This is a genomic window from Nocardia sp. CA-119907 (assembly GCF_050955995.1).
In the GTDB taxonomy this organism is placed as follows: domain Bacteria; phylum Actinomycetota; class Actinomycetes; order Mycobacteriales; family Mycobacteriaceae; genus Nocardia.
The window spans coordinates 8,009,154-8,034,758 of sequence record NZ_CP192091.1 but is presented as its reverse complement, the minus strand read 5'-3'; the positions used below and the strand labels follow the sequence as shown (position 1 = coordinate 8,034,758).

Below are 25,605 nucleotides of genomic sequence, written 5' to 3'. Positions count from 1 at the left end.
GTCGGGAAGTCGGCGGCAAACTATGCGCCCTTCCCAATCTCGGGAGTTTTGCGACCTGAGTGAAAATTAAGTATGCCACCGTCCGTCTGCGGTCCGGTGACAGCGAAACGTGGTTACAGGTCAGCACACCCGCCATCACCTGACCGCGCTATGACGAGCAGGAGAGCGCGGTGAGCCAGCGATCGCGGATCGACCTCAGCGAACTCCGCGCGATGGTCACAAGCCTGGAACACCTCATCATCCAGGCCACCCGCGCCGTCACCGACCTGAAAGCCGCCATCGCGTCAGCGGAAGCCGATTCCGCCACCTCCCCGACCCCCGCCCCCGCCGATCCGGTCACGGTCGCATCCCATAGCAGCCCCGCGCAACCCGTGCAGGTCGAGCGACCGGTGCAGGTCGTGCAACCCGTGCAGGTCGAGCGACCGGTGCAGGTCGAGCAACCGGTGGAAGTCCCGCAACCGGTGCAAGTCGCGCAACCTCAGCCCTCTGCCTACGCTCGCAAACCGCAGCCAACCCCATGGTCTCGTCGAAAAACAGAGACACCATGGACCCAACGCACCGTCCGCCTGCGCCCACAACCCGCCACCGCCTCCACCCAAGCGCCCACACCCGTTGCGGCCGAAGCGAATCCACTCGTGGCAGCACGATCATCGGCAATCCACCAGCCCCCATCACCGCGCCCCACCGTGACCCCCGTGGGGCGCGAATCCATTGGCCCAACGGCGGCTTCGGTGGGAGATGTCAGCGGATCAGCGGATCGCCCGCAGATCGACGTCGCGGGATCCGCACCAGCTCGCCCGTCGGGTTCGGGATCTGCGGCGGTTCTTCCCTCGGGTTCGGGATCTGCAGCGACACTTGCGCCGGGTTCGGGATCTGCGGCGGCTCGCCCGCCGGGTTCGAGATCTGCAGCGACACTTCAGCCGGGTTCGGGATCTGCGGCGGCTCGCCCGCCGGGTTCGGGGTCAGCAGCGACACTTCCGTCGGCGGCGGTTCTTCCGTCCGGTTCGGGATCTGCGGCAGCTCCTCCGCCGAGCGTGGGATCAGCAGCAGCTCCTCCGCTGAACTTGGGACGGGCAGCAGCTCCTCCGCTTGCTGATGCTCAGGGCCCCTTGGTGGGTGATCGGATAGACGATGTTGCGGAACCGGGATTGGTTCGTCCGCAGATCGACGTATCGGGTCCCAAGTCGTTCGGTCCGAATCCCGACACCACACCGCGTGAGGAGCTGCGATCACAGTCTCCGAGCTCCGCCGCCGAACCCACTGCGGTCCCCACGGGTGGCGAGCCTATTGGACCTGCGGCGGGCCGCCCGTTGGGCGAACTAGATGGCCCAGCAGTAGTTCCCCCGCTGGGTGACGTGACGGAATCGCCAGTGGCTCATCCACCGGCCGCGCACTCACCAGCGGCTCGTCTGCCGGGCGATACCGCGGGACCAGAGTTGATTCATCCACAGGTCGAGGTGCCCAAGTCTCTCGGTCCGAACCCCGACAGCACACGGCGACAGATGCTGCGGTCACCGTCCCCCACCACCGAGCCCCTTGTGATCGGCGCGGGTAGCGACCTTCCCGAACCAGCGGTGGTTCCGCTCGGCGATACCCCGGGACCGGCAGCGACTCGCCCGCCGAGCGACGACACCGAAACGGGATCGCTTCGCCCACAGGCTGATATATCGGAACCCGAGGCTATCCCTCAGCCCCCCGACAGCGAACCGAGAGAGGCCTTCCGCCCGCAGTCCGCCACTTCCGCTGCGGAACGCAATGCCGTCCCCACGAATACGGAACCCCATGCCGTCCCCATGGGTGCCGATGTCACTGAACCATCAGTTGCTCGTTCGCCAGGTGATGTCACGGACTCAGAGGCGGGTCGTCCGCCGGGCGAAGTGGCAGTGCCAGGTTCGGCTCGTCCGCAGTTCGATGTACCCGGATCCACCGCTGTCTGCCGTGACCCCGAGAGTGCACGGCGAGAGGCGGTCCAGTCCCCAGCCCCCGCTGCGGAACCCACCGTGATCGGTGCGGGTGACGATGCCGCTGGACCGGAAATGGTTCATCCGCTGGGCGGTGCCGCAGGCCCGGAGTCGGTTCGTCCGCAGGCCGATGGACCGAGACCGAACGCGGTCCATCCGGACTCTGACAGCGCGCGGCGAGGCGCGCAATCCCTCACCCCCACACCAGAACCCACCCTGGATGGCAACGTTGCCGGACCGGCAGCGGTTCGTCCGGTAGGCGATGTCGCGGAACCAGAGGCGGCGCGACCGCTGGTTGATGTACCGAAACCAGCGGCGATCGACCGGCACCCCGACGGTGCAGGGCAGAAGACGCTGCGGCAGGAGTCCCGCGCTCCCGCCACGGAATCCACTGTGATCAGCGCGGGTGACGATGCAACGGGACCAGCTATGGCTCCTCCACGGGGTGATGCCACCGAGCCGGGATCGCTTCGCCCACAGACCGATGCACAAGGACCAGGGGCTGTCGTTCCGGGCCCCGACAGCGTACGACGAATGGCGCGGTCACTTGACTCGGAGCCCAATGCGGTCCGAACGGGCGGCGACACCACTGGACCGGATGTGAGTCGTGCGCTGGGCGATATCGCGAGACCAGGGTTGGTTCGTCCACCGGCTGATGTACCGGGATTTGCGGGGGTCGGTCCGGGCTCTGGTCGTGCGCGGGTCGAGGCCCTGCGATCGCAATCCCGCACCCCCGCTGCGGAATCCAGTGTGATCGGGGCTGCGGGCGACGTTGCTGGGCCGGCAGGTCAGGATCCTGTCAGCGTGCGGCCGGAGGTGCGTCGGTCGCGGTCTCTCGACTCGGCTGCGGGTGTACCGCGTCCGCAGGTCGATGGTCGGGAATCGGCGGTGGTGCAGGAGCAGGAGTCGGCGGCCGACATGGTGGTGCGTCCGCGGAATTATGCCGTGACCGAGCGTCCGGTGCACCAGATTGCGGTGGAGATGGCGGCTCGGCATGAGTTGGAGATCAGTGGATTTCATGCGGCGCGGGTCGATATCTATGTGGTGCGGGAGATCGCCGCGGCGATCGATGACATGCTCGGGAAGTATCCGATTGCGTTGCGGGGCATTGCGATCACCGATCCGGACGATGGTGTTGGTGCGGTGCGCGGGGGCTCGTTGGAGACGCCGCGATCGGAGTCGCGGGCGATCTGGATGGTTCTGCATGGACCCACGGTGGCGACGCTGGTCCCGCCGACCGGCAATGCGCCGCCGCGAAGGTGGCTGCGCAAACGGCGTGCCGCCGACCGGCCGGTGTACGCGGCGGTCGTTCGCGAATTCGGTTGTGCCCTCGAAGTCGCCGGCGACTTCCGTGCGCGCCAGGAAGCGCAGCGCAGATTGGTGACCGAATCCTTGCGTGGCAGTAATGATCTCACCTACAGCCCACTGGATCCGGGACCGGCATTGGTCGATGCGTTCACCGAGGTCGCGTTGCACGGCGATCGTGCGGGGAAGTTGGCGAAGGAATTGCACGACATACTGGTGAAGATGGCGGGAGCCGAGACCACCGATCTTTCGGCATAACCGCGTCGATGCCCTGCCCACCGCGCCTCTTGCCGCGCGCACCGGGACTGCCGCTGGAGCCCGCCGACGCGACATCCACGGTGAACAGTGGGGCGCTCGCCGCCGAGTGATCTGCTCTCGAGCGACAGGACGTACGCTCCAGGCCCGTCGAACTCACAGAACACTTGCCGTCGAACCATGTCCTACAACGCATTCCGCGTGTTCGAAGCGGCCTGGAATGATCGCCGCGACCGCTGAGTCACCCGGAGATCTCCAACGACCGGCGCAAGCTCCCACCGTCCCGTGAGATCCTGGTGCAGCGGATTCGGGTGGAAATCGGTGAGCCGTCGGCCGAACGCGATCGGGTGGTCGAGGCGGTCGCCGAGATTCTGGCAGACCCCGAATCCCCGTGACAGGGTGCACAGCTCCGGGAGCCAACCGCATGTACGACCCCGATGAGGACATCAATCGGTTTCTCGCCCAGCAGGTGGGCTGGTCGTGGTTCGACGACCACCTGCTGTACACGTGCGGGGTGGTGGAGCTGCTGAGAACCGGACGGTTGAAGGAGTTGCCGCCGCGGCCGACCAGGGTCAGGTTGGAGCGAGGTGAGCTGCCGCTCGCCGAGGGACCCGCGGTGTGGTGGGAATGGCGCGCCATCGGCGACGGCAGCTGGGACCACAATCGGATCGCCGCCACCGGGTCACTGGGCTTCGTGGCCGCGGCACATCTCGGCAATGCCGCGCTCAATCACGCACGGCGCCGCCGAGCCGAGCAGGCCATGCAACCGCGGTGGGTCGCGGATCCGCCCGCCACAGCGGTCATTTCCGATCAGCGGATGTATTTCATCAACCCGCGACAATCCTGGTCGATGTACTGGTCGGGCTTGGATCAGCTGGATCTGCTCGGACCCGACCGCGTCGGCGTCAAGTACGTCCTCGACGACGGCACCCAGGCCATGGTGCAGGTGCAATGCCCGTGGGCCGCATTGATATTCACCATTGCGGCACATGGACATTTCCCACACCACCCGACATTGCTGTCCGGTGCCTGGCTGCCCGAGGGCTTCGAGGAGAAATGTCACCTCGCCGGCAAATCATGTCCGAAGGTGCGCCATCCGCGATAGCGACCCGCCCGTCACCCGAACGCGCTGGGTCATGTCTCCCAATGACTCCTGCTGGAGGCATGTTCGGCTCTCGGCATGGTCTGCGATTCGGGTTTTGTAGTTGTCGGTCGAAGTAGAGTCGTGCTCGGGGATGGGGGACTTGGAAGTTCATGTGGAGGAATCGGCGAGGATGACAGGCGACAACGACCGGGGCCGTGTCGGCAATGTCACCGCGGAGGAGGTCTGTCGCGTCTGGGGAGATCAACTTCAACCGGTTCCATCAGAACTGGTCAGCCCACGGCTGTCGGTGTCGACCCGCGAATTCCTGTCGGCCGTGGGCCTGCCCACGGTCGAGACGGTTGAGTCGGCGGGCCTCATCGGACTACCGCCGCCGTAGCGTCGGGGCCCCGGCTCCGCGGCGGGGCCCCGAGGGCTACTCCTACTAGGCGTGAAGTGGCGTGAGATCACCGCCGATATGGGCATCGGAGAGGAAATCGGGGAGGGTGACCGACAGCCTCGAGCTGACTTCGCCCAATCCGGACAGCAACGCTTGCACCGGTTGGTCGCCGGTGGCTCTGATCATCATCGGTCCGGGCTGCAACCCCTCGATGCGTAGTCGGCACACGTAGCTGGAATCGGTCGATGAAAATGGCTGTGGCACACCGACGGTAACGAGCACCGATCGGCCGCGGCGCTGAATCTTCCTGGTAACCAGCACTTTCCCAACCCCAGTGGTCATAGCGAAATCGTATGGCGTGTGCTGGGTTTCACCATCAGCGCATCGGCGTGTTCGAAATCCCGGCGTGTCGCGACGTTGCCTGCTCGCCGTCACCCGGTCGGTGGCGGTGTGCGGCCAATGCCCATGCGGCTTTGCGAGGAGGTTGCCCGTGCGCTGCGGACGATCAAGCGAAAGGAGTGTGCTGCCTCCTTTCCATTTCCAACATATAGCGCACCCGGGGGCTTGCGGCAAGACCCGGGTCATGCCGCAGAATCGCTGGCCGAGTCCAGAACCGGCGGATATGGGAGTACCGAATGCGCGTGTTGTTGTCGACGTATGGGTCGCGCGGGGACGTCGAACCGATGGCGGCACTCGCGGTGCGGTTGCGGGCACTCGGTGCGCAGGTGCGGGTGTGCGCGCCGCCGGACTTCGCCGAGCGGCTGGCCGAAGTCGGCGTCCCGATGGTGCCGAGCGGCCCGTCGATGCGCGAGGTAGCGAGCGGGCCGAAGAAATGGAAACCCGCGGATCTGCCGCAGCGGGCGGCCGAGCTGGTCGCCGCGCAGTTCGACGCGCTCGTTGCCGCGGCAGCGGACTGTGATGCGGTGGTGGCGACCGGCCTGTTCCCGGCTGTGGCCGCCGCGCGGGCCGTGTCCGAGAAGCTGGACATCCACTTCCGGTACGTGAGCTTCTTCGCGACCATGCTGCCCTCGCCGCACCACCCACCGCACCCATGGCCGGGTCGGCCATTGCCGCCGGATGCCACCGACAACCGGGTGCTGTGGGATCTGAACGCCGAGCACATGAACGAGCTGTTCGGCTCGGTGGTCAATGCCCACCGGGCGTCGATCGGCCTGCCACCGGTGGACAATGTCCGCGACCATGTCTTCACCGACGACCCGTGGCTGGCAACCGACCCGGCCCTCGGCCCGTGGCAGCAGACCGCCGACCTCGACGTGGTGCAGACCGGTGCGTGGATCATGCCCGACGAACGCCCGCTCCCGGCCGAATTGGTGGAGTTCCTTGACGCGGGCACACCGCCGGTCTATGTGGGCTTCGGCAGCATGCCCATGCAAGCCGCGAATGACATCGCCCGGGTGGCCATCGAGGCGGTCCGCGCGCAGGGTCGCCGCGTACTCATCTCCCAAGGCTGGGCCGACCTGGCCCGGATCGACGACCAGGACGACTGCTTCGTCGTCGGCGAGGTCAACCAGCAGGCGCTGTTCGGCCGGGTGGCCGCTGTCGTGCACCACGGCGGCGCGGGCACCACGACAACGGCCACCCGGGCGGGCGCGCCTCAGGTGGTGGTGCCTCAGCTGGTGGACCAGCCGTACTGGGCTGCCCGGGTGGCCGACCTGGGCATCGGGGTGGCACATGACGGTCCAACTCCGACCACCGAGTCTTTGTCGGCCGCGCTCGCGACGGCGCTCGACACCGAGACCCGCGCACGAGCGGCCACCGTGGCCGGCACGATCCGCACCGACGGCGCGACGGTGGCCGCGAAACTGCTGATCGACGCGATCGACCGTGAAAGACCGCCGGTGTCCGCATGAACCACACGAATTGTCGGGCCAGGGAAAGGGAGGGCACGTGTCAACTCAGGGATATGAAGATGAACTGCGGTCCGAGCGTAGCTATATGGCCGAGCTCTACACGCGGCTCGACGCCGAGCGCGCGAGGGCGAAGGGCCGGTACGCCGCGGCATTGCGGGGCAACGGCGGGGCACTGGTGGAACGCGATGCCGAGGTGCGCGCGCTGGCCAAGGAGGTGAAGCGGCTGGACGTGGCGGACAACGGCCTGTGTTTCGGGCGGCTGGACAGCGTGTCGGGCGAATCCTCCTACATCGGCCGGATCGGTCTCTACGACGAGGAGAACGAGTACGAACCGCTGCTGCTCGATTGGCGGGCGCCAGCGTCGCGCGCGTTCTACGTCGCCACCGCCGCGAGCCCGGAGAACATGCGTCGGCGCCGCCAGTTCCACACCCGCGGGCGGCGCCTGGTCGATTTCACCGACGAGGTGCTCGGCCGCCCCGGTGCCGACGAGCGCGGGGACGCGGCCCTGCTCGCGGCGGTCAACGCGCCGCGCGGTGCGGGGATGCGCGACATTGTGGCGACGATCCAGGCCGAACAGGACCGGATCATCCGGCTCGATCACCCCGGGGTGCTGGTGATCGAGGGTGGCCCGGGCACCGGGAAGACCGTGGTGGCGCTGCACCGCGTCGCGTACCTGCTCTACACCCAGCGCGAGCGGATGGAACGCCACGGTGTGCTCGTGGTCGGACCCAACCCCGCGCTCCTGACCCACATCGGCCGCGTGCTGCCGTCGCTGGGCGAGTCCAATGTGGTGTTCATGACCACCGGCGACCTTGTGCCCGGCCTGCGCGTCACCGCCGAGGACACACCGGAGGCCGCGCGGCTCAAAGGCTCGCTGAAGATCCTGGACGTGCTGGCGGCGGCGATCGCCGATCGGCAGCGCCTGCCGGAACATCCGCTGCCGATCGAGATGGCGGATGTCGCGATGCGGATCGACGCCGAAACCGCGCAGTGGGCCAGACAGGAGGCGCGTGCGAGCGGCCTGCCGCACAATGAGGCCCGCACCGTGTTCCGCGAGATCATCACCTACGTGCTCACCGAACGGGCGATAGCCCGCATTGGCAAGGGCTGGTTGACCCGCTCGGATCGCGAAGCATGGGAGCAACTGCGAGCCGACCTTGTCGAGGAACTCGCCGACAACGACGAGTTCACCGCCGCGCTCGACCAACTCTGGCCGATACTGACGCCGGAAACCCTATTGGCACAGCTGTTTTCGTCGCCCGAGCGGCTGCGAGCGGCGGGCGCGGACGGGGCGCTGTTGCGTGCCGACGGCGAGGCATGGACGGTGTCGGACGTGCCGCTGCTCGACGAACTGTTCGATCTGCTCGGCCCCGACAAACCGGCCGACCGGACCGCCGAGCGGGAACAGCAGGCCCAGGCCGAGTACGCGGCCGGGGTGCTGGACCTCATGATCAGCCGCGAGGACCACATGGACGACGAGGACCACCTGTTCGCCCAGGACCTGCTCTACGCCGAGGATCTGGCCGATCGCTTCCTCGAACGCGACACCCGTGAACTCGTCGAACGCGCCGCCGCGGACCGGGATTGGACCTACCGGCACGTCGTGGTCGACGAGGCCCAGGAACTGTCCGAAATGGATTGGCGGGTGCTGATGCGGCGCTGCCCGAGCCGATCCTGCACGGTGGTCGGCGATCTCGCCCAGCGCCGGTCGGCGGCCGGCGCGACCTCGTGGGACACCATGCTCGAGCCGTACGTACCCGGCCGCTGGGTCTACCGGTCGCTGTCGGTGAACTACCGCACCCCGGCGGAGATCATGACCGTCGCCGCCGCGCTGCTCGCCGAGTTCGCACCCGGGGTCCAGCCACCGGAATCGGTCCGCGCCTGCGGCGTCCAGCCGTGGTCGCGGCGCGTCACCGATGCCGAACTATCTACTGCCATAGCGGAATTCGTACGAGACGAAGCCGGTCGCGAAGGCACCAGTGTCGTGATCGGTCCACCGGGTGTGCCGGGCACGGTGACGGCGTCGGAGACCAAGGGCCTCGAGTTCGACGCCGTCCTCGTCGTCGAACCGGAACGAATCCTCGCCGACGGCCCACGCGGCGCCGCCGAACTCTATGTCGCCCTCACCCGCGCCACCCAACGCCTCGGCGTCCTGCACCAGGGTCCACTACCGCAGGCTTTGACGGGACTCGCCGAATACGGAGCACCCGCTCGATCGGTGACCCAACGGTCGGCGTAGCGATTCGGAGCAGCTTCCCCGCTGATCAGACCGAGAGAAGAGGACCGCCAGCTCGGCGGTCCTTTCTCGCTGCGCGTTCCGGTGTCCGTGTCCACGAATGCAGGAGCTGTCTTCATTTCGTTGCGGCGGCTGTCGGGCGGACGGGTGTGTGCGTGTCGGTGCGAGGGAGTTATCGATAGCGAGTACAGTCCCGATCCGCATGGGTTTTGCAAGCCGTCTCGTCACCACTATGGATCGTCGTGTACCGGAGGCTGTGCAGGAGGGCTCACGCAATGTCTCAGCGGATTTTGCTGCTCAGCAGCGCCGAGAACGGGCTTACCCGCCGCGCGGCCGCCGCGCTGCGCAGGGCGGGACGGGTGGTGCGAACCGAAGTTGTCGCCGGTGCCGGTGAGATGGATGCCGCGGTCGCAACCGCGGATTTCGATCTCATCATCTGCCCCTATCTCAAAGCGGCCGTCCCCGAGCACATCACCAGCCGCTGGACAACTCTGACCATCCATCCCGGTCCGGTCGGCGACCGTGGTCCGCACTCGCTGGATTGGGCGATAACGAATGCCGAACCGAGGTGGGGTGTTACGGCGCTCACCGCCGTTCCCGAGATGGACGCGGGCCCGGTCTGGGCATTTCGCACGTTCCCGCTGCCCGGCGGCTGTACCAAGAGCGCCATATATAACACTGTCGTCGCCGACGCTGCGGTGGAATGCATTCTCGAAGCCGCCGATAAGGCATCCGATCCCCGATACACGCCGGTTGATCAAGCGGACGCGCCGCGCGAAATTCGCGACGCATGTCCCAGACCGGCGATGCGGCAATCCGACCGGGTCATCGACTGGGCCGACGACCCCCATACGATCGCGCGCCGGATCAACGCCGCGGACGGCTTCCCAGGTGTTCGCACGACGCTGCACACTCATCCCGTTTACGTGTACGACGCCCATCCCGGGAAACGTGTCGGCCACATCGGCGAACCCGGAACCATCGTCGGTCGTGCGCACCACCGCATCGAAATAGCTTGCGGCACGGACACACTCTGGATCGGCCACCTGCGCGCGAAAACCGCGTCGGAGGGCTGCAAAGGCCCCGCGACCACTGTGCTGCACCGGATCGGCTACCCGATCCTGACGGTTCCGCGGAACACCGCGGCCACGGTCGGTGACATCCGCTACCGCCGCGAAGGTTGCAGCCCGATTGCGACCATCACCATCGACGCCTACAACGGCGCATTCGACACCGGTTTCTGCCTGCGTCTCGCCGACGCGATCCAGCACGCGGGCAGGGAGGGCACCGACGTGCTCATAGTGCGTGGAACCGACAACCCGCACTGGTGCAACGGGATCCACCTCGGAGCCATCGAACATGCGGTCGACCCGGCCCACGAAGGCTGGGCGAATATCACCGCGATCAATGCCGTGTGCCGTGCGTTGCTGGAGTGCACCTCGCAGGTCACCATTGCCGCACTCACCGGCTCGGCGGGTGCCGGTGGGGTGATGCTCGCCTTAGCCGCCGACGTCGTCGTGGCCCGGCAGCGCGTCTTGCTGAATCCGCACTACGCGACGCTCGGGCTGACGGGTTCCGAGCTGCATACTTTTACCCTGTCCCATCGGGTGGGGCCCGATCGGGCCCGTGAGCTGCTCACCGATTGTCCGAGCCTCGATACCGTCGAGGCGCACCGTTCGAATCTCATCGATCGTGTCGGTCCGGACCACGAATTCGATTGCTGGCTCGACGACCTCGCCCGGGAGTATTGCCGTCCGACCGTGCGGGCTGCCGCCCTGCGGGCCAAATGGGCCAGGCTGAATGTCGATCTGCCTCCCGGCCGAATCGAGGCGATCCTGACCGAGGAACTAGCGCAGATGTCGGCCGATCTTTTCGGCGACCGATACGGATTCGCCGCGCGCCGCCATGCCTTCCTCCGCAAGATCCCGCAACCCGCCCCGGTCCGGGTGCCCCGCGGGGTCTGATGCCCGGGACCACCAGGGATGCTGTCGGGTTGCCATGGAACCGGCAATGTCGGCCCGGTTGTCGGCGGTTTCGTCGATTTTCCCCGCAATATCGATTTGCTTCGGAGTAGCCTCGGAAGAGTTCTTCTCGACGAGAGATGAGCCGCGATGCATGAAATGGCGATAACCCAAAGTGTCATCGATGTGGTGAGCGAGCATGCGGCGGGCCGAATGGTGCACAGTGTCACCGTCGAGGTCGGTGCATTGTGCGCCGTCGTGCCCGACGCGATGCAGTTTTGTTTCGAGCTGGCAGCCGAGGGCACCCCCGCCGAGGGGGCGCGCCTCGATATCCGCACCGTCCCGGGCAGTGCGCGTTGCCGGGCCTGCGGTGCCGATTTCACGCTGCCCGATCTCATCTTGTTATGCGAATGCGGCAGTGCCGATGTCGAGATCAAGTCCGGAATGGAGTTACGAATACGATCCATGGAGGTGAGTGACGCATGTGCGCAACCTGTGGATGCGGCGAACACACGGCCGGCGTGATCACCATCCCGCACGAGCATCCGCATCAGCACTCCCACAGTGACGAACACGTGCACGAACATGAGCACGAACACGACGTTCGACACGGCGGTGATCATGTACATCTCCCGGTCACCGACACGGTGACCCTCGAACAGAAGGTGCTTGCCAAGAACGACCAACTCGCACAGCAGAATCGAATACGCATCCAGGAGCGCGACATCTTGGCGCTCAACATGACCAGCTCGCCAGGGGCTGGAAAGACCACGCTGCTGGTGCGCACGGTCACCGAACTGCGCGAGATGCCGATGGCGGTGATCGAGGGCGATCAGGAGACATTGCTGGATGCCGAACGGATCGCCGCGGCAGGATGCCGCGCCGTGCAGATCAACACCGGCGCCGGTTGTCATCTGGACGCGGAGATGGTGCGGCACGCGCTCGATGTCCTCGACCCGGATCCGGGGAGCGTGTTGTTCGTCGAGAATGTCGGAAACCTGGTCTGTCCGGCATTGTTCGACCTCGGTGAGCACGGCAAGGTGGTGGTGATCTCGGTGACCGAGGGTTCCGACAAGCCGCTGAAGTATCCGCACATGTTCGCCGCCGCGAACCTGGTGATCGTCAACAAGATCGACCTGCTGCCGTTCGTCGATTTCGATCTCGACCAGTGTCGTGCATATGCGCATCGAGTCAATCCAGGGCTCGAGTTCATAACGCTCTCGGCAGCCACGGGCGAAGGCGTTTCGCGATGGTACGAATGGCTTTCCGAACGCCGCCGGACCGTGTCAAGCCCTATTGAGGGCACTGTGCGTCAAGCCTAGACTGACGTGATCAGAATCACATTGGAGGTCGGTTCTTTGTAGAGCCAAAGGACGCGACCACGTGTTATTCGCTTCAGAAGGGTGGCTGACAATGCCGACTCAGGAAGCAGTCAAAGCCGAAGATACGTTGATCCATGTTCTCTGGATCAACGCCGGCCTAAGTTGTGACGGTGATTCGGTGGCGCTGACTGCCGCCACCCAACCCAGCGTCGAGGAGATCGCACTCGGAGCGCTTCCGGGACTGCCGAAAGTTGCGGTCCATTGGCCACTGATCGATTACGAATGCGGCCCGAACGGGGGCGCCGATGACTTCCTCGAATGGTTCTTCAAGGCCGATCGCGGCGAAATCGAACCGTTCGTCCTGGTCGTCGAGGGGTCGATCCCGAATGAGCGACTCCACACCGAGGGGTACTGGTGCGGGTTCGGTAATAACCCCGATACGAACCAGCCGATGACGACCAGCGAATGGATCGACCGCCTGGCCCCGAAGGCCACCGCTGTCGTAGCCGCGGGGACCTGCGCCACCTACGGGGGCATCCACGCGATGGCGGGCAACCCGACCGGCGCGATGGGTGTGCCGGACTATCTCGGCTGGGAGTGGAAGAGCAAGGCCGGGATCCCGATCGTCTGCGTGCCGGGCTGCCCGATTCAGCCGGACAACTTGTCGGAGACGTTGACCTATCTGCTCTATATGGCGACCGGTCAGGCGCCGATGATCCCGCTGGACGAGGCACTGCGGCCCAAGTGGTTGTTCGGCGCGACCGTCCACGAGGGTTGCGATCGCGCGGGCTATTACGAGCAGGGCGATTTCGCCACCGAATACGGATCGCCGAAGTGCATCGTGAAATTGGGTTGCTGGGGCCCGGTCGTGAAATGCAATGTGCCCAAGCGCGGTTGGCTGAACGGTGTGGGCGGCTGCCCGAATGTGGGCGGTATCTGCATCGGCTGCACAATGCCCGGATTCCCGGACAAATTCATGCCGTTCATGGACGAACCGCCCGGTGGCAAATTGTCGTCCGCCGCATCGGGGCTGTACGGCTCCGTCATACGCAGCCTGCGCCACATGACCGCTCGCACGGTCGACAAGGAGCCGGGCTGGCGGCACAAGGGCGACAAGCTGGTATCCGGCGCGACTCGGACCTGGTAGGAGGACCTTACGATGACCGAGATCATCCCGCAGCCCTCACATCGCAAGACCGATCCGAACGCCCTCGTCGAGATGGCGTGGGATCCGATCACCCGAATCGTGGGCAGTCTGGGTATCTACACCAAGATCGACTTCGAGAATCGCGAGGTGGTCGAGTGCCACAGCACGTCCTCGATCTTCCGCGGCTATTCGATCTTCATGCGCGGCAAGGACCCTCGCGACGCCCACTTCATCACCAGCCGAATCTGCGGAATCTGCGGTGACAATCACGCCACGTGTTCGTGCTATACGCAGAACATGGCCTACGGCGTCAAGCCGCCGAACCTCGGCGAGTGGATCGTCAACCTCGGTGAGGCCGCCGAATATATGTTCGACCACAATATCTTCCAGGAGAACCTGGTCGGTGTGGACTTCTGCGAGAAGATGGTTTCCGAGACCAATCCCGGGGTGTTGACGAAGGCGGAGCGGACGGAGGCGCCGCACGCGCAGGACCACGGATATCGCACCATCGCCGACATCATGCGGGCGCTCAATCCGTTCACCGGTGAGTTCTATCGGGAGGCCCTGCAGGTCAGCCGCTATACCCGGGAGATGTTCTGCCTGATGGAGGGCAGACATGTGCATCCGTCCACGCTGTACCCCGGCGGTGTCGGGACGACGGCGACGATCCAGTTGATGACCGACTACATGTCCCGGCTGATGCGCTATGTCGAGTTCATGAAGAAGGTCGTGCCGATGCACGACGATCTGTTCGACTTCTTCTACGAGGCGCTACCCGGGTACGACCAGGTGGGGCTGCGCCGCACCCTGCTCGGTTGCTGGGGCTCGTTCCAGGATCCGGAGTTCTGCAACTTCTCCTATAAGGATATGGAGCAGTGGGGCCGGAAAATGTTCGTGAGCCCGGGTGTCGTGGTCGACGGAAAGCTGCTCACCACCTCCCTGATCGATATCAATCTGGGTCTGCGAATCCTGTTGGGCAGTTCGTATTACGAGGACTGGACCGATCAGGACATGTTCGTCAAGAACGACCCACTGGGTAATCCGGTGGACCGGCGGCATCCGTGGAATCAGCACACCAACCCGAGGCCGCAGAAGCGCGATCTGGAGGACAAGTACAGCTGGGTGATGTCGCCGCGCTGGTTCGACGGCAAGGACCATCTGGCACTCGATACCGGTGGCGGACCGCTGGCCAGGCTGTGGACCACCGCGCTGGCCGGGTTGGTCGATATCGGCTACGTGAAATCCACCGGCCACAGTGTGCAGATCAACCTGCCGAAAACGGCACTCAAGGGTCCGGTCGAATTGGAGTGGAAGATTCCGGAATTCGGCAGCAATACGATCGAACGCAACCGGGCGCGCACCTACTTCCAGGCCTATGCCGCGGCGTGCGCGGTGCATTTCGCGGAGCAGGCCCTCACGGAGATCAGGGCGGGTCGCACCAAGACCTGGGAAACGTTCGAGGTTCCGGACGAGGGGATCGGCTGCGGGTTCACCGAGGCCGTGCGCGGTGTGCTCTCCCACCACATGGTGATCAAGGACGGCAAGATCGCCAATTACCACCCCTATCCGCCGACACCGTGGAATGCCAGCCCACGCGATAGTTTCGGCACGCCGGGCCCGTACGAGGATGCGGTGCAGGGTCAGCCGATCTTCGAAGAGAACGATCGGGAGAACTTCAAGGGCATCGACATCATGCGCACCGTACGCAGTTTCGATCCGTGTCTGCCATGCGGCGTGCACATGTATCTGGGCAATGGAAAGACACTGGAAAAGCTGCATTCCCCGACCCAGGTATTCACGCCGGAGTAACCGAATCGAATCGGAGGCACGCACTGTGAACGACCGCTCCGAAGTCCGGGACGACCCGGCCGTCGCCGAGGATCGCTGGCGCGCCGCCGGCGATCGGATCGACACGTTGCTCGACGCCACCTCGGCCGGTGGCGCCGCGGCCCGGGAACGCGCCGAGCAACTGGTCCGAGAGGTTGTCGACCTGTACGGTGCCGGGCTGCAACGCGTCCTGCGGCTGCTCGACGACGATGCGATCGAACGACTGGTCGGCGACGAGCTGATCGCGAGTCTGCTGCTCGTGCACGGACTTCATCCGCACGATGTCGTCACTCGGGTGCAGGCCGCACTGGACAGTGTGCGGCCCTACCTGGGATCGCATGGTGGCGATGTCACCCTGCTCGGCGTCGCGGACGGCGTGGTCCAACTGGAGCTCACCGGGAGCTGCCGCACCTGCCCATCCTCGTCGGTGACGCTCGAGTTGGCGGTCGAGGATGCGGTGCGAGCGGCGGCGCCGGAGATCGACTCCATCGAAGTGGTCGCGGCTCAGTCGGATTCGACCCCCGGCGTGTTCCCGGCCGAATCGCTGATGACGCATATACATCCGCGCGGGGAGCAGGGCGGTAGCTGGATCGGCGTGCCCGAACTCGCCGCGTTGGGTCCCGGTGAGGTCGGCGGGTTCACCCTCGCCGGACTGGCGGTGCTCGCCTGCCGGGTCGGTGACGGGCTGTTCGTCTATCGCGATTGCTGTGCGGCCTGCGGGAATTCGCTGGCCGGGGCGGTACTGCACCGCCGGATGGGGTTCGGATCGGATGAAGCCGTGCTGCGCTGCCCGATGTGCCGGGCACACTACGATGTCGTGCACGCCGGTGCCCGAATCGACGGCGACGGTCATCTCGAGCCGCTTCCGGTACTGGTCCGCGACGGTGAGCCGGCGGTTGCGCTGCCGGCGGAGGTGGTCGGGTGAATCCATCGTTCCCCGTGCTGCGGCGTCTCGCGGCGGCGCGACCGGCGACCACGCCGGTCGGGGAGCGGTGCGAAATGTGCGCGGACCCGATCGAAGAAACTCACCAGCACGTGGTGAATGTCGAAGGCAGACAGCTGATGTGCGTATGCCGCGGCTGCTATCTGCTGTTCACCGACAGTTCGGCGTCGCTGCGCTACCGGGCGGTGCCCGACCGGTATCTGGCATTCCCGAATGTCACGGTCGGTCAAGGGGAATGGGATGCGCTGGAGATTCCGGTCGGCTTGGCATTCTTCTTCCGCAACTCCACCCTCGGCCGCACCGTCGCGTTCTATCCGGGACCGGCCGGTGCCACCGAATCCGAACTGCCGCTCGACCTGTGGAGCGCCATCCTGGAACGGCATCCGGAGATCGATATTCTGGCCGACGATACCGAGGCGCTGCTGATTCGGATGCCGGATCGCGGCGCCATGTCGGGCTGCCTGTTGCTGCCCATCGACGCCTGCTACGAATTCGTCGGACGGGTGCGAATGCTGTGGCGCGGGTTCGACGGCGGACGGGATGTGCACCGGTACATCGACGAGTTCTTCTCGGAAATGGCGGGACGCGCGCGAGTTGCCGGGGGACCGCGATGAGCCCGGCGTACTCGATCACCTTCGCCGTACTGGATATCCGGCCGGAGTTGTACGCGGCGGCGCCAGCGCTGTCCGCCAGGGTCGGTATCGCGGCGCTGGCCGACGAGCCGGTCCACGCCATCGCGCTACGGGCGCAGGTGCGTATCGAACCGAATCGCCGCTCCTACACCGACGAGGAATCCGCGGGTCTGGTGGATCTGTTCGGTCCCCGCGAACGGTGGCACGACACCCAGCGCTCGTTTCTGTGGATGCACTGCGCCACCATGGTTCGCGGATTCAGCGGCGGCGCCGAGGTGGATCTGCCGCTGCCGGTTACCTACGACTTCGAGGTCGCCGGATCGAAGTATCTGCATGCCCTGCGGGCGGGCACGGTGCCGCTGATCTTTCTGTTCAGCGGCACGGTATTCATCAAGGGCCCCAATGGTTTCGCGATCCAGCAGGTGCCATGGGATCGCGACGACAGATTCGATATGCCGGTATCGGTGTGGCAAGACCTGATGGGCGCGTACTTCCCGAATTCGGGGTGGCTGCGGCTGTCACGGGAGACCCTCGACGACCTGTCGGCCTATAAATCCGGCCGTGGCCTGCTCGGCTACGACGACGCGGTCCGTGAACTGCTGGCCGCCGACGCCCGGGAGGTGCGATGAAGCCGGATGAGCCGGGCGGGTCCGCCCGTGCCCGAGCGCGCGCGGTGGCCGACTCGGTGCTCTACGAGGGGTATCTGCTCTACCCCTATCGGGCGAACGCCCGAAAGAACCAGTCCCGCTGGCAATTCGGCGTGCTCGGACCGGTGGATGCGGCGGAATCGGGGTTGGGTGAGGAAGCGCGGCTGTCGGCACAGTGTCCGGTCGACGCCGCCGAGGGTGCCACGATCGACCTCACCGTCCGGTTCCTGCAGTTGCAGCGGCGCACCGTCGAGGATGAACTCGGCGTGTCGGTGCCCGAACTGCGGGTCGGCTCGCGGTCGTGGCTCAGCTGGGACGAGGCCGTTGAACAGGAGCTCGATTTCGGGCCGTTTCCCTTGGCCGACCGCACTTTCCGGCTCGCGGTCGAGGGTGGCACCGAGTTCGAGGAGATCGACGACGGAGCCGGAAATATGGTCGGCCGATTGGTTCGCACCCGGTGTCCGCTCGTCGGGGAACTGACGGTGACGGTGCACCGTGCGGGCGGGTACCACGGGCTGACGATCGCGGTTCGCAATCTGGGTTCGCCCGCCTCCGATAAGGACGACGCCATCGCCCGTTCGTTCATCGGCGCGCATGTCCTCGCCGACATCGAAGGCGGCGATTTCGTATCGCTGCTGGACCCGCCTGCGGAGGCGGCGGACGCGGTGCAGCGCTGCTCGCACTACCGGTGCTTCCCGGTGCTTGCCGGGCCGCCCGGAGATCGGAGCCTGCTGCTGATCTCACCGATCATCCTCTACGACCACCCGCAGGTCGCCGAACAGAGTCCGGGTCCGCTGTTCGACTCCACCGAGATCGACGAGATCCTGGCCCTGCGGGTGATGACCCTGACCGATGAAGAGAAGGAACAGGCCCGCGCCACCGATCCGCGGGCCGCGGAGATCATCGACCGCTGCGACAGCATGACACCGGACCAACTGCAAGAGCTGCACGGCGTGGTTCGCGACTTGCGACAGCCACGAGTGCTGCCCGCGATCCCCGACGGTGTCGACTGGTGGGATCCCTTGGCGGACAACGCCGTAAGCCCCGAATCCGATGCCGTCGTCGTGGCAGGAGTGCTGGTGAGCAAGGGCAGCCGGGTGGTGCTGCGTCCGTCGCGCCGCGCCGACGCTCACGACGTGTTCTACGACAGCATGGTCGCGCGAGTGACGTTGGTACACGAGGACGTGGACGGCGGCGTGCACATCGGGGTTGTCGTCGAAGACGATCCCGCGGCCGAGCTGCACGAGTGGTACGGCCGCTACCTGTACTTCGCTCCCGACGAGATCGAGCCGCTCGAGGGCTCATAGAGATGAGGCTCATAGAGATGAAAGGAAGGGTCGATATGGAAACGGTAGGGGTGATCGCGACCGTCGTAGTCGCTGTGGTCGTGGCTGGATGCGCGGTCGTCGGGCTGCGGTCCATACCGGACCTGCGGCGGTATCTCCGGATTCGCCATATGTGAGGAGGGTGTCGACCGATGGGAAATGCCGGTGACGCGCTGTCGCCGGCCGACGGACAGGGGTGATGGGCACGACACGAGTACTGGTCGCGGGTGTAGGCAATATCTTTCTCGGCGACGACGGGTTCGGGCCCGCCGTGGTTCGACAGCTGTCGTCCGGCGGTGGGAACGGCGTTCATGTCATCGACTACGGCATCCGCGGTGTGCATCTGGCCTATGACCTGCTCAACGGATGGGACGCGTTGGTGCTCGTGGACGCGATTCCGGATCGGGGTGCGCCCGGCCGGATCGAGGTGTTCCGCATCGAGCCGGACGAGGGCGCGAGCACGCGCTTCGACGGGCACGCGATGAATCCCGAAGCCGTCTTCGAGACGGTCCTGGCGCTGGGCGGCACCATGCCGCCCACCGTCGTGGTGGGCTGTCAGGTCGAATCCGTCGCCGAGGGGATCGGATTGACCGCCGCGGTCGCGGCGGCCGTACCCCACGCGATCACCGCGATCGACTCCGTGCTGGCGGATCTGCTCGATCGACAGGAGGTGTGAGCCATGTGCCTCGGGATCCCCGGTCGGGTTGTCGAGATCGTCGACGGCTACCACGATCAGATCGCGCTCGTGGATGTGTCGGGTGCGCACAGACAGGTGAATGTCGGGATACTGCAGGACGATCCGGCGCGCCCCGGCGACTGGGTGATCATCCATATGGGCTTCGCGGTGGAGAAGACCGACGAAGCGGGAGCGGCCGCGGCGCTGGACGGGCTGCGGCTACTCGGGCGCGGGGACCTGGCATGAACCGACGCATTCGGTGGCAGGTGGAAGTCCGCGGTGTGGTCCAGGGCGTCGGATTCCGGCCCTTCGTGTACACCACCGCCGCCGAATTGTCCTTGACCGGCCGGGTGTCCAACGACAGCCGCGGGGTGATCATCGAAATCGAAGGCAGACCGGCGGATCTGGACGAATTCGTGAGCCGAGTTCGTCTCCGGCCGCCGCCGCTCGCGGTGATCGAATCCGTCGAGCACACCGAGATCCCGGTGCGCGGCGGGACCGGTTTCCATATCGCCGACACCACAATTCGCGGCGGCAGCCGGACATTGGCCTCGCCCGACGTCGCGATCTGCGCGGACTGCGCGGCCGAGCTGCGCGATCCGGGCAATCGGCGGTACCGCCATCCGTTCGTCAATTGCACCAACTGCGGTCCGCGGTTCACCATCATCGCCAGCCTGCCCTACGACCGCGAGCGAACCTCGATGGCCGAGTTCGCCATGTGCGAGCGCTGCGCCCGCGAATACCGCGATCCCCGTGACCGGCGCTTCCATGCGCAGCCGATCGCCTGTCCGGATTGCGGTCCGACCCTGTCCTATACCGGTCCTGGTGCCGATGATCCGCTGGCAGCGGCGCGTGTTCTGTTGCGCTCCGGCGGAATTCTCGCGGTGAAAGGGATCGGCGGCTACCACCTCGCGTGCGACGCGGGGAACGAGGCCGCCGTTGCCGAGTTGCGTCGCCGGAAGCGGCGCGGCGACAAGCCTTTCGCCGTCATGGTGCCCGATCTGGCGACGGCGCGGACGATCGTGGACGTGCGCGAGACGGCCGCCGCGCTGTTGACCGGTCCGGCCCGGCCGATTGTGCTGTTGCCACGCCACCGTGTTTCGCGGGACGAGATGCCTTGTGCGCCTGATGAATTTGTGACTGTCGCCGAATCGGTGGCGCCACGCAACCCGGACCTCGGTGTCATGATCGCCTACACGCCACTGCATCTGCTGCTGTTCGGATTGCCCGGCGACGTGCCCGGCCCCCAGGTGCTGGTGATGACCTCGGGAAATCTGGGTGGTGAACCGATCTGCTACGACGACGGCGACGCGCTGACGCGGCTCGCGGGTCTGGCCGATGGGTGGCTCTCGCACAACCGTCGCATCCTGGTGCCCTGCGACGATTCGGTGGTGCGGCTGGTCGATGACGGTGAGCTGCCCGTCCGGCGATCCCGCGGCTACGCGCCGCTGCCGCTGGCATTGCCCATGCCGGTGCCGCCGACACTCGCGGTCGGTGCCGATCTGAAGAACACCTGTGCGGTCGCGGACGGACGTTATGCCTGGTTGAGCCAGCACATCGGCGATATGGACGACCTGGCCACCCTGCGGGCGTTCACCGATGCCGAGCGCCATCTCGAGGAGCTGACCGGAGTGCGTCCCGGCCAATTGGCGGCGGACGCGCACCCGCGCTACCGGTCGACCGCCTGGGCCGAACAGCACGCCGCCGGGCGTCCGGTGCGGACGGTACAGCATCATCACGCCCATATCGCGGCGGTGATGGGCGAGCATGGGCTGGATCCGGCCGCCGCCGTCCTCGGAATAGCCTTCGACGGTACGGGATTCGGGCCGGACGGCGCGATCTGGGGAGGTGAAGTCCTCGCCGCGGGCTACAAGGGCTATCGCCGACTCGCACATCTGCGATATGTGCCGCTGGCGGGTGGGGATGTCAGTGTGCGCCGACCGTATCGCATGGCACTTTCGCATCTGCGGGCCGCGGGTATCGAGTGGTCCGAGGACATCCCGGCGGTGCGAGCGTGCCCAGTTGCCGAACGGGGGGTGCTCGCGCATCAGTTCGACACCGGATTCGGCTGTGTGCCGACTTCGAGCATGGGGCGATTGTTCGACGCGGTGTCCTCGCTGGTCGGCGTGCGCCACGAGGTGGACTACGAGGCGCAGGCCGCGATCGAACTGGAGGCGATCGCGCGTGGCGTGGATCCCGGTACGGTCGGGTACCGGTTCGCGATCCCGTCACCCGGTGCCGCGGATTCGACCTCCGATATCGCCGCGATCGATGCGGCATCGGTGATCGCCGCGGTGATCACCGATGTGCGACAGGGTGTTCCGGCGGGTGTGATCGCAGCGCGCTTCCATGCCGCCGTCGCCCATCTGGTGCTGGAACTGGCCACCGCATTCGCCGCGTCCTCGGTGCCGGTCGCGCTGTCCGGTGGCGTGTTCCAGAACGCCGATTTGCTCTCTCGTACTCGAATACTGCTGCGGGAGAACGGATTTCATGTCATAAGCCATCGCAGACTGCCACCCAACGACGGCGGTCTCGCGTTCGGTCAGCTACTCGCCATCGGCGCGGGTTGAGCGGAAGGAGAGGCGATCATGTGCTTGGCGGTTCCGGGAAAGGTGCTCAGCCTGCACGAGCGTGATGGCACGTTGATGTCGGTGGTCGACTTCGGCGGTGTCCACAAGGATGTGTGCCTGCAATACATCCCCGACGCGGCGGTGGGTGACTATGTCGTCGTCCACGTCGGATTCGCGATCCAGCGGCTCGATGAGCAGTCGGCGCTGCAGACCCTGTCCGAATTCGAACGGCTCGGGGTGCTGAAGGAGGAGTTCGGCGATGGATTCGCCATCGCCGCGGCGCAGGCCGGTCTCGAGAATCCGGAAGCCACCGAACAGCAAATCGACCCGGAGGTGACGTAGTGAAATACCTTGATGAATTCAGCAATCCAGAACTCGCGAAGGTCCTGCTCGACCGCATCCGGGCGGTGACGACCAGGCGCTGGGCGATCATGGAAGTGTGTGGCGGACAAACACATTCGATCATTCGCCACGGTATCGACCAGCTTCTGCCCGATCAGATCGAGATGATCCACGGTCCCGGCTGCCCGGTGTGCGTCACACCGCTCGACGTGATCGATAAGGCGCTCGAGATCGCCGCCCAGCCCGGGGTGATCTTCTGTTCCTTCGGCGATATGCTGCGCGTGCCCGGCAGCACGAAGGATCTGTTCCGCGTCAAGAGCGAGGGCGGCGACGTCCGGGTGGTCTATTCACCCCTGGACGCGCTGGAGTTGGCGCGGGCGAATCCCGACCGTCAGGTGGTGTTCTTCGGGATCGGTTTCGAGACCACCGCACCCGCCAATGCGATGACCGTGTACCAGGCGAAACGACTGGGCGTGCAGAATTTTTCGCTGCTGGTCTCCCATGTGCTGGTACCGCCCGCCATCGCCGCGATCATGGAATCGCCGACCTGCCGGGTGCAGGCGTTCCTCGCCGCGGGGCACGTGTGCACCGTGATGGGGACCGGCGAGTACCCACCGTTGGCCGAGAAGTACCGGGTTCCGGTGGTGGTCACCGGATTCGAGCCGCTCGATATTCTCGAGGGCATCCGGCGCACCGTGATCCAGCTGGAGGCCGGGCGTCACGAGGTGGAGAACGCCTATCCCCGTGCCGTCGCCGCCGCCGGTAACCCGGTGGCCAAGGCGATGCTGGAGGACGTCTTCGAGGTCACCGACCGGGGCTGGCGGGGGATCGGCGTCATCCCGCGCAGCGGCTGGCGGCTCTCGGAGCGTTACCGCGACTACGACGCGGAGCAACGGTTCGCGGTCGGCCACATGAGTACCGCGGAATCCTCGATCTGCCGATCCGGCGAGGTGTTGCAGGGCCTCATCAAACCGCACGAATGCGCCGCATTCGGCAAGGAGTGCACGCCGCGAAACCCGCTGGGCGCCACCATGGTGTCCTCGGAGGGCGCCTGTGCGGCCTACTACCTCTACCGGCGGCTGGACCTGCCCGCGGAGGTCGCTCATGCATGAGAAGACCGAAGTGTCGGCGACACCGCCGGTCATCGACATGGACGGCTGGGTCTGCCCGATGCCGCTACGGGATTCACCGAATATCGTGATGGGCCACGGCGGCGGTGGGGCGATGTCGGGCGAACTCATCGAGCACCTGTTCCTGCCCGCCTTCGGTGCGGCGTCCGAGACCGGGCTCGCGGATTCCGCCGTGATCACCGTCGGCGGAACGAAGTTGGCCTTCACCACCGATTCGTTCGTGGTGAAACCAATGGTATTTCCGGGCGGCTCGATCGGTGAGCTCGCCGTCAACGGCACGGTCAACGATCTGGCCATGGTGGGCGCGCGCCCGGCAGCGCTGTCGACAGCATTCATTCTGGAAGAGGGCACCGCTCTGGTCGATATCGCCGGCATCGCGGCGGCGATGGGCACCGCCGCATTGGGCGCCGATGTGAAACTGGTGACCGGTGACACCAAGGTGGTCGATGCGGGCCACGGTGACGGTGTCTATATCAATACGGCCGGAATCGGCGTGGTCGACGACGGCGTGGATATTCGTCCGGAGCGGGCTCGGCCCGGTGATGTGGTGATCGTCAGCGGAGAGATCGGACTGCACGGTGTCGCCGTGTTGAGCTGCCGCGAAGGTCTCGAATTCGCGACCACGGTGTTCAGCGACACCGCTCCCCTCAACGGGCTGGTCGCCGCGATGATCGCCACCGGAGCGGATGTGCACGTGCTGCGCGACCCCACGCGCGGCGGCGTGGCGGCCACTCTGAACGAGATCGCGCGAGTCGCGAAAGTCGGTATCGCACTCGATGAGCGGACGATCCCGGTACCCGCCGAGGTCCGCGACGCCTGCGCACTGCTCGGCCTCGACCCGATGTATGTCGCCAACGAGGGCAAGTTGATCGCGTTCGTGCCGCCACCGGATGCCGATCGGGTGCTCGCCGCGATGCGCGACCATCCACTCGGCGCCCGCAGCGTCGCGATCGGGGTCTGCGTCGAAGAGCATCCCGGCATGGTCGTCGCCAGGACGGCACTGGGCGGCACGCGCGTGGTCGATCTGCCCGCGGGTGAACAGCTACCGCGAATCTGCTGAAAGACAGGCAATCCCCGTAAAAGCGGAGGTACTGGCATCGTTGATATCGAGTCGACACGTGTCGACGGCACCGATATGTTCGCCCGCTACGCCAACGCGCCCAATGCGCTCGGGTTCTGTGGTCCAGCGGATGCGGAGCTGCGCGGCGGGGCGCGGCAGGCTGTGCGCGCGGCGGCGCAGAAGTTCTCCGGCGCGTGGCCGTATCTGCAGGTGATGTCCAAACTGACCGGAATCGACGATCCATTGGACGGTCGTCTCGTCGAATCGTATTGGCTGGGCGGCGGTGTCGGCGCCGACTTGGACGCCGCGGAGTTCGCTGCCGAACTCTTGGCCGTCATCGGCCCGGTCGCCGGACACTATTGGGCGCATCTGACTCCCGACCTGGCTGGAGAGGCCGCGGCCAATCACTGCTTCCACGTCTTCGGGGTATACCCGTGGAGCCGATTGCTCGGTAAGGGTAACGACGAACACCCCGTGTGTGTCCTCGACAGCTGTCGCATCATGTGGGGAAGGGTGCTCGCCGCAGCGGATTCCGAAGTCGTGGTCCGCTGCCGCCATCTCAGCTGGGACGGCAACCGGCTCGCGCTGTCCGCTCCGGCGCCGCGACGGGTCGCCGTGTGGCACAACGGCTATTCGGCGATGCCGGACGTGGCCGTCGGCGACATCGTTGCGCTGCATTGGGATCAGCTGTGCGGCCGCCTGCGCCCGCAACAGGTCCGTCACCTGGCCGCGACCACGATCCGCCAGTTGCGTGTCACAAATGAACGACTGAGCCGACGCTGAGACGCGACCACGAACACGCTCGCACCGGCCGGGCCGACACCTGGTATCGGCGCACTCGATGGCTACGAACTCGATAACTTTCTTGCCTATCGCGTCGTATGTATCGGCCACCGGGCTATCGTCGAATTCGC

The 25,605-nt window shown here is 66.0% G+C and carries 24 protein-coding genes; 22 read left to right on the top strand and 2 right to left on the bottom strand.

What is annotated here, in order from left to right; genetic code table 11:
* Positions 1-741 precede the first annotated feature (741 nt).
* On the bottom strand, positions 742-975 hold the full coding sequence (locus ACQP2D_RS36115) for a hypothetical protein (RefSeq protein WP_433680403.1): 234 nt from the start codon (positions 973-975) through the stop codon (positions 742-744).
* A gap of 1,874 nt (positions 976-2,849) precedes the next feature.
* Between ACQP2D_RS36115 and ACQP2D_RS36110 the strand changes: the two genes are divergently transcribed.
* The 3 genes from ACQP2D_RS36110 (at position 2,850) to ACQP2D_RS36100 (ending at position 5,002) form a co-directional block, all read left to right on the top strand.
* On the top strand, positions 2,850-3,524 hold the full coding sequence (locus tag ACQP2D_RS36110; RefSeq protein ID WP_433680402.1) for a hypothetical protein: 675 nt from the start codon (positions 2,850-2,852) through the stop codon (positions 3,522-3,524).
* 421 nt (positions 3,525-3,945) lie between these two features.
* A complete protein-coding gene (locus ACQP2D_RS36105; RefSeq protein ID WP_433680401.1) occupies positions 3,946-4,626 on the top strand; it encodes a hypothetical protein in 681 nt (226 codons plus the stop codon).
* A 169-nt stretch (positions 4,627-4,795) separates the two neighbouring features.
* Complete coding sequence (locus ACQP2D_RS36100; protein ID WP_433680400.1) at positions 4,796-5,002, top strand: hypothetical protein; 207 nt, start codon at positions 4,796-4,798, stop codon at positions 5,000-5,002.
* Between the two features lie 45 nt (positions 5,003-5,047).
* Here the strand turns inward: ACQP2D_RS36100 and ACQP2D_RS36095 are convergent, their stop codons facing one another.
* Complete coding sequence (locus ACQP2D_RS36095; RefSeq protein ID WP_433680399.1) at positions 5,048-5,344, bottom strand: DUF6968 family protein; 297 nt, start codon at positions 5,342-5,344, stop codon at positions 5,048-5,050.
* Between the two features lie 293 nt (positions 5,345-5,637).
* Here ACQP2D_RS36095 and ACQP2D_RS36090 point away from each other — a divergent pair, with 293 nt between their 5' ends.
* The 19 genes from ACQP2D_RS36090 (at position 5,638) to ACQP2D_RS36000 (ending at position 25,474) form a co-directional block, all read left to right on the top strand.
* Positions 5,638-6,873, top strand: coding sequence for a glycosyltransferase (locus ACQP2D_RS36090; RefSeq protein ID WP_433680398.1), 1,236 nt, complete (start codon positions 5,638-5,640; stop codon positions 6,871-6,873).
* A 37-nt stretch (positions 6,874-6,910) separates the two neighbouring features.
* Positions 6,911-9,112: an RNA polymerase recycling motor ATPase HelR gene (gene helR, locus ACQP2D_RS36085; protein ID WP_433680397.1), complete on the top strand. Its 2,202-nt coding sequence runs from the start codon at positions 6,911-6,913 to the stop codon at positions 9,110-9,112.
* 272 nt (positions 9,113-9,384) lie between these two features.
* Entirely contained in the window at positions 9,385-11,073 is a 1,689-nt protein-coding gene (locus ACQP2D_RS36080) for an enoyl-CoA hydratase-related protein (RefSeq protein ID WP_433680396.1), read from the top strand.
* A gap of 147 nt (positions 11,074-11,220) precedes the next feature.
* Positions 11,221-11,595, top strand: a complete 375-nt coding sequence (locus tag ACQP2D_RS36075) for a hydrogenase maturation nickel metallochaperone HypA (RefSeq protein WP_433680395.1) — start codon at positions 11,221-11,223, stop codon at positions 11,593-11,595.
* The gene (gene hypB, locus ACQP2D_RS36070; RefSeq protein ID WP_433680394.1) at positions 11,553-12,392 is read left to right on the top strand and encodes a hydrogenase nickel incorporation protein HypB; all 840 of its coding nucleotides are present in this window, start codon (positions 11,553-11,555) and stop codon (positions 12,390-12,392) included. The genes ACQP2D_RS36075 and hypB overlap by 43 nt, the downstream gene beginning before the upstream one ends.
* Positions 12,393-12,483: 91 nt before the next feature.
* The gene (locus ACQP2D_RS36065; RefSeq protein ID WP_433680393.1) at positions 12,484-13,539 is read left to right on the top strand and encodes a hydrogenase expression protein HypE; all 1,056 of its coding nucleotides are present in this window, start codon (positions 12,484-12,486) and stop codon (positions 13,537-13,539) included.
* A 12-nt stretch (positions 13,540-13,551) separates the two neighbouring features.
* Positions 13,552-15,348 carry a nickel-dependent hydrogenase large subunit gene (locus tag ACQP2D_RS36060; RefSeq protein WP_433680392.1) on the top strand — a complete coding sequence of 599 codons (1,797 nt, stop codon included), beginning with the start codon at positions 13,552-13,554 and terminating at the stop codon, positions 15,346-15,348.
* Between the two features lie 25 nt (positions 15,349-15,373).
* Positions 15,374-16,291, top strand: coding sequence for a NifU family protein (locus tag ACQP2D_RS36055; RefSeq protein WP_433680391.1), 918 nt, complete (start codon positions 15,374-15,376; stop codon positions 16,289-16,291).
* Positions 16,288-16,923: a DUF5947 family protein gene (locus ACQP2D_RS36050; protein ID WP_433680390.1), complete on the top strand. Its 636-nt coding sequence runs from the start codon at positions 16,288-16,290 to the stop codon at positions 16,921-16,923. Before ACQP2D_RS36055 ends, ACQP2D_RS36050 begins: the two co-directional genes overlap by 4 nt.
* A complete protein-coding gene (locus tag ACQP2D_RS36045) occupies positions 16,920-17,570 on the top strand; it encodes a DUF6084 family protein (RefSeq protein ID WP_433680389.1) in 651 nt (216 codons plus the stop codon). The genes ACQP2D_RS36050 and ACQP2D_RS36045 overlap by 4 nt, the downstream gene beginning before the upstream one ends.
* Positions 17,567-18,895 (top strand): hypothetical protein, encoded by a 1,329-nt coding sequence (locus ACQP2D_RS36040; RefSeq protein ID WP_433680388.1) that lies wholly within the window; start codon positions 17,567-17,569, stop codon positions 18,893-18,895. Before ACQP2D_RS36045 ends, ACQP2D_RS36040 begins: the two co-directional genes overlap by 4 nt.
* 2 nt (positions 18,896-18,897) lie before the next feature.
* On the top strand, positions 18,898-19,050 hold the full coding sequence (locus ACQP2D_RS36035) for a DUF6893 family small protein (RefSeq protein ID WP_433680387.1): 153 nt from the start codon (positions 18,898-18,900) through the stop codon (positions 19,048-19,050).
* A gap of 62 nt (positions 19,051-19,112) precedes the next feature.
* Entirely contained in the window at positions 19,113-19,589 is a 477-nt protein-coding gene (locus tag ACQP2D_RS36030) for a hydrogenase maturation protease (protein WP_433680386.1), read from the top strand.
* A gap of 3 nt (positions 19,590-19,592) precedes the next feature.
* The gene (locus ACQP2D_RS36025; RefSeq protein ID WP_433680385.1) at positions 19,593-19,835 is read left to right on the top strand and encodes a HypC/HybG/HupF family hydrogenase formation chaperone; all 243 of its coding nucleotides are present in this window, start codon (positions 19,593-19,595) and stop codon (positions 19,833-19,835) included.
* Positions 19,832-22,159 (top strand): carbamoyltransferase HypF, encoded by a 2,328-nt coding sequence (hypF, locus tag ACQP2D_RS36020; RefSeq protein WP_433680384.1) that lies wholly within the window; start codon positions 19,832-19,834, stop codon positions 22,157-22,159. The genes ACQP2D_RS36025 and hypF overlap by 4 nt, the downstream gene beginning before the upstream one ends.
* Positions 22,160-22,177: 18 nt before the next feature.
* Positions 22,178-22,501, top strand: a complete 324-nt coding sequence (locus ACQP2D_RS36015) for a HypC/HybG/HupF family hydrogenase formation chaperone (protein WP_433680383.1) — start codon at positions 22,178-22,180, stop codon at positions 22,499-22,501.
* Positions 22,501-23,613: a hydrogenase formation protein HypD gene (gene hypD / locus ACQP2D_RS36010; RefSeq protein WP_433680382.1), complete on the top strand. Its 1,113-nt coding sequence runs from the start codon at positions 22,501-22,503 to the stop codon at positions 23,611-23,613. Before ACQP2D_RS36015 ends, hypD begins: the two co-directional genes overlap by 1 nt.
* Positions 23,606-24,691 (top strand): hydrogenase expression/formation protein HypE, encoded by a 1,086-nt coding sequence (hypE, locus tag ACQP2D_RS36005; RefSeq protein ID WP_433680381.1) that lies wholly within the window; start codon positions 23,606-23,608, stop codon positions 24,689-24,691. Before hypD ends, hypE begins: the two co-directional genes overlap by 8 nt.
* Positions 24,692-24,736: 45 nt before the next feature.
* Positions 24,737-25,474 (top strand): DUF6390 family protein, encoded by a 738-nt coding sequence (locus tag ACQP2D_RS36000; protein ID WP_433685866.1) that lies wholly within the window; start codon positions 24,737-24,739, stop codon positions 25,472-25,474.
* Positions 25,475-25,605 lie beyond the last annotated feature (131 nt).

Excerpts from the sequence above, each read along its gene's own strand:
- hypB (WP_433680394.1), top strand. The coding sequence starts at position 11,553 with ATGTGCGCAACCTGTGGATGCGGCGAACACACGGCCGGCGTGATCACC.
- ACQP2D_RS36015 (WP_433680383.1), top strand. The coding sequence starts at position 22,178 with ATGTGCTTGGCGGTTCCGGGAAAGGTGCTCAGCCTGCACGAGCGTGAT.
- ACQP2D_RS36075 (WP_433680395.1), top strand. The coding sequence starts at position 11,221 with ATGCATGAAATGGCGATAACCCAAAGTGTCATCGATGTGGTGAGCGAG.
- ACQP2D_RS36040 (WP_433680388.1), top strand. The coding sequence starts at position 17,567 with ATGAAGCCGGATGAGCCGGGCGGGTCCGCCCGTGCCCGAGCGCGCGCG.
- ACQP2D_RS36035 (WP_433680387.1), top strand. The coding sequence starts at position 18,898 with ATGAGGCTCATAGAGATGAAAGGAAGGGTCGATATGGAAACGGTAGGG.
- hypE (WP_433680381.1), top strand. The coding sequence starts at position 23,606 with ATGCATGAGAAGACCGAAGTGTCGGCGACACCGCCGGTCATCGACATG.
- ACQP2D_RS36025 (WP_433680385.1), top strand. The coding sequence starts at position 19,593 with ATGTGCCTCGGGATCCCCGGTCGGGTTGTCGAGATCGTCGACGGCTAC.
- ACQP2D_RS36030 (WP_433680386.1), top strand. The coding sequence starts at position 19,113 with ATGGGCACGACACGAGTACTGGTCGCGGGTGTAGGCAATATCTTTCTC.
- ACQP2D_RS36045 (WP_433680389.1), top strand. The coding sequence starts at position 16,920 with ATGAGCCCGGCGTACTCGATCACCTTCGCCGTACTGGATATCCGGCCG.
- ACQP2D_RS36090 (WP_433680398.1), top strand. The coding sequence starts at position 5,638 with ATGCGCGTGTTGTTGTCGACGTATGGGTCGCGCGGGGACGTCGAACCG.
- hypF (WP_433680384.1), top strand. The coding sequence starts at position 19,832 with ATGAACCGACGCATTCGGTGGCAGGTGGAAGTCCGCGGTGTGGTCCAG.
- ACQP2D_RS36080 (WP_433680396.1), top strand. The coding sequence starts at position 9,385 with ATGTCTCAGCGGATTTTGCTGCTCAGCAGCGCCGAGAACGGGCTTACC.
- ACQP2D_RS36100 (WP_433680400.1), top strand. The coding sequence starts at position 4,796 with ATGACAGGCGACAACGACCGGGGCCGTGTCGGCAATGTCACCGCGGAG.
- ACQP2D_RS36065 (WP_433680393.1), top strand. The coding sequence starts at position 12,484 with ATGCCGACTCAGGAAGCAGTCAAAGCCGAAGATACGTTGATCCATGTT.
- ACQP2D_RS36095 (WP_433680399.1), bottom strand. The coding sequence starts at position 5,344 with ATGACCACTGGGGTTGGGAAAGTGCTGGTTACCAGGAAGATTCAGCGC.
- ACQP2D_RS36105 (WP_433680401.1), top strand. The coding sequence starts at position 3,946 with ATGTACGACCCCGATGAGGACATCAATCGGTTTCTCGCCCAGCAGGTG.
- ACQP2D_RS36060 (WP_433680392.1), top strand. The coding sequence starts at position 13,552 with ATGACCGAGATCATCCCGCAGCCCTCACATCGCAAGACCGATCCGAAC.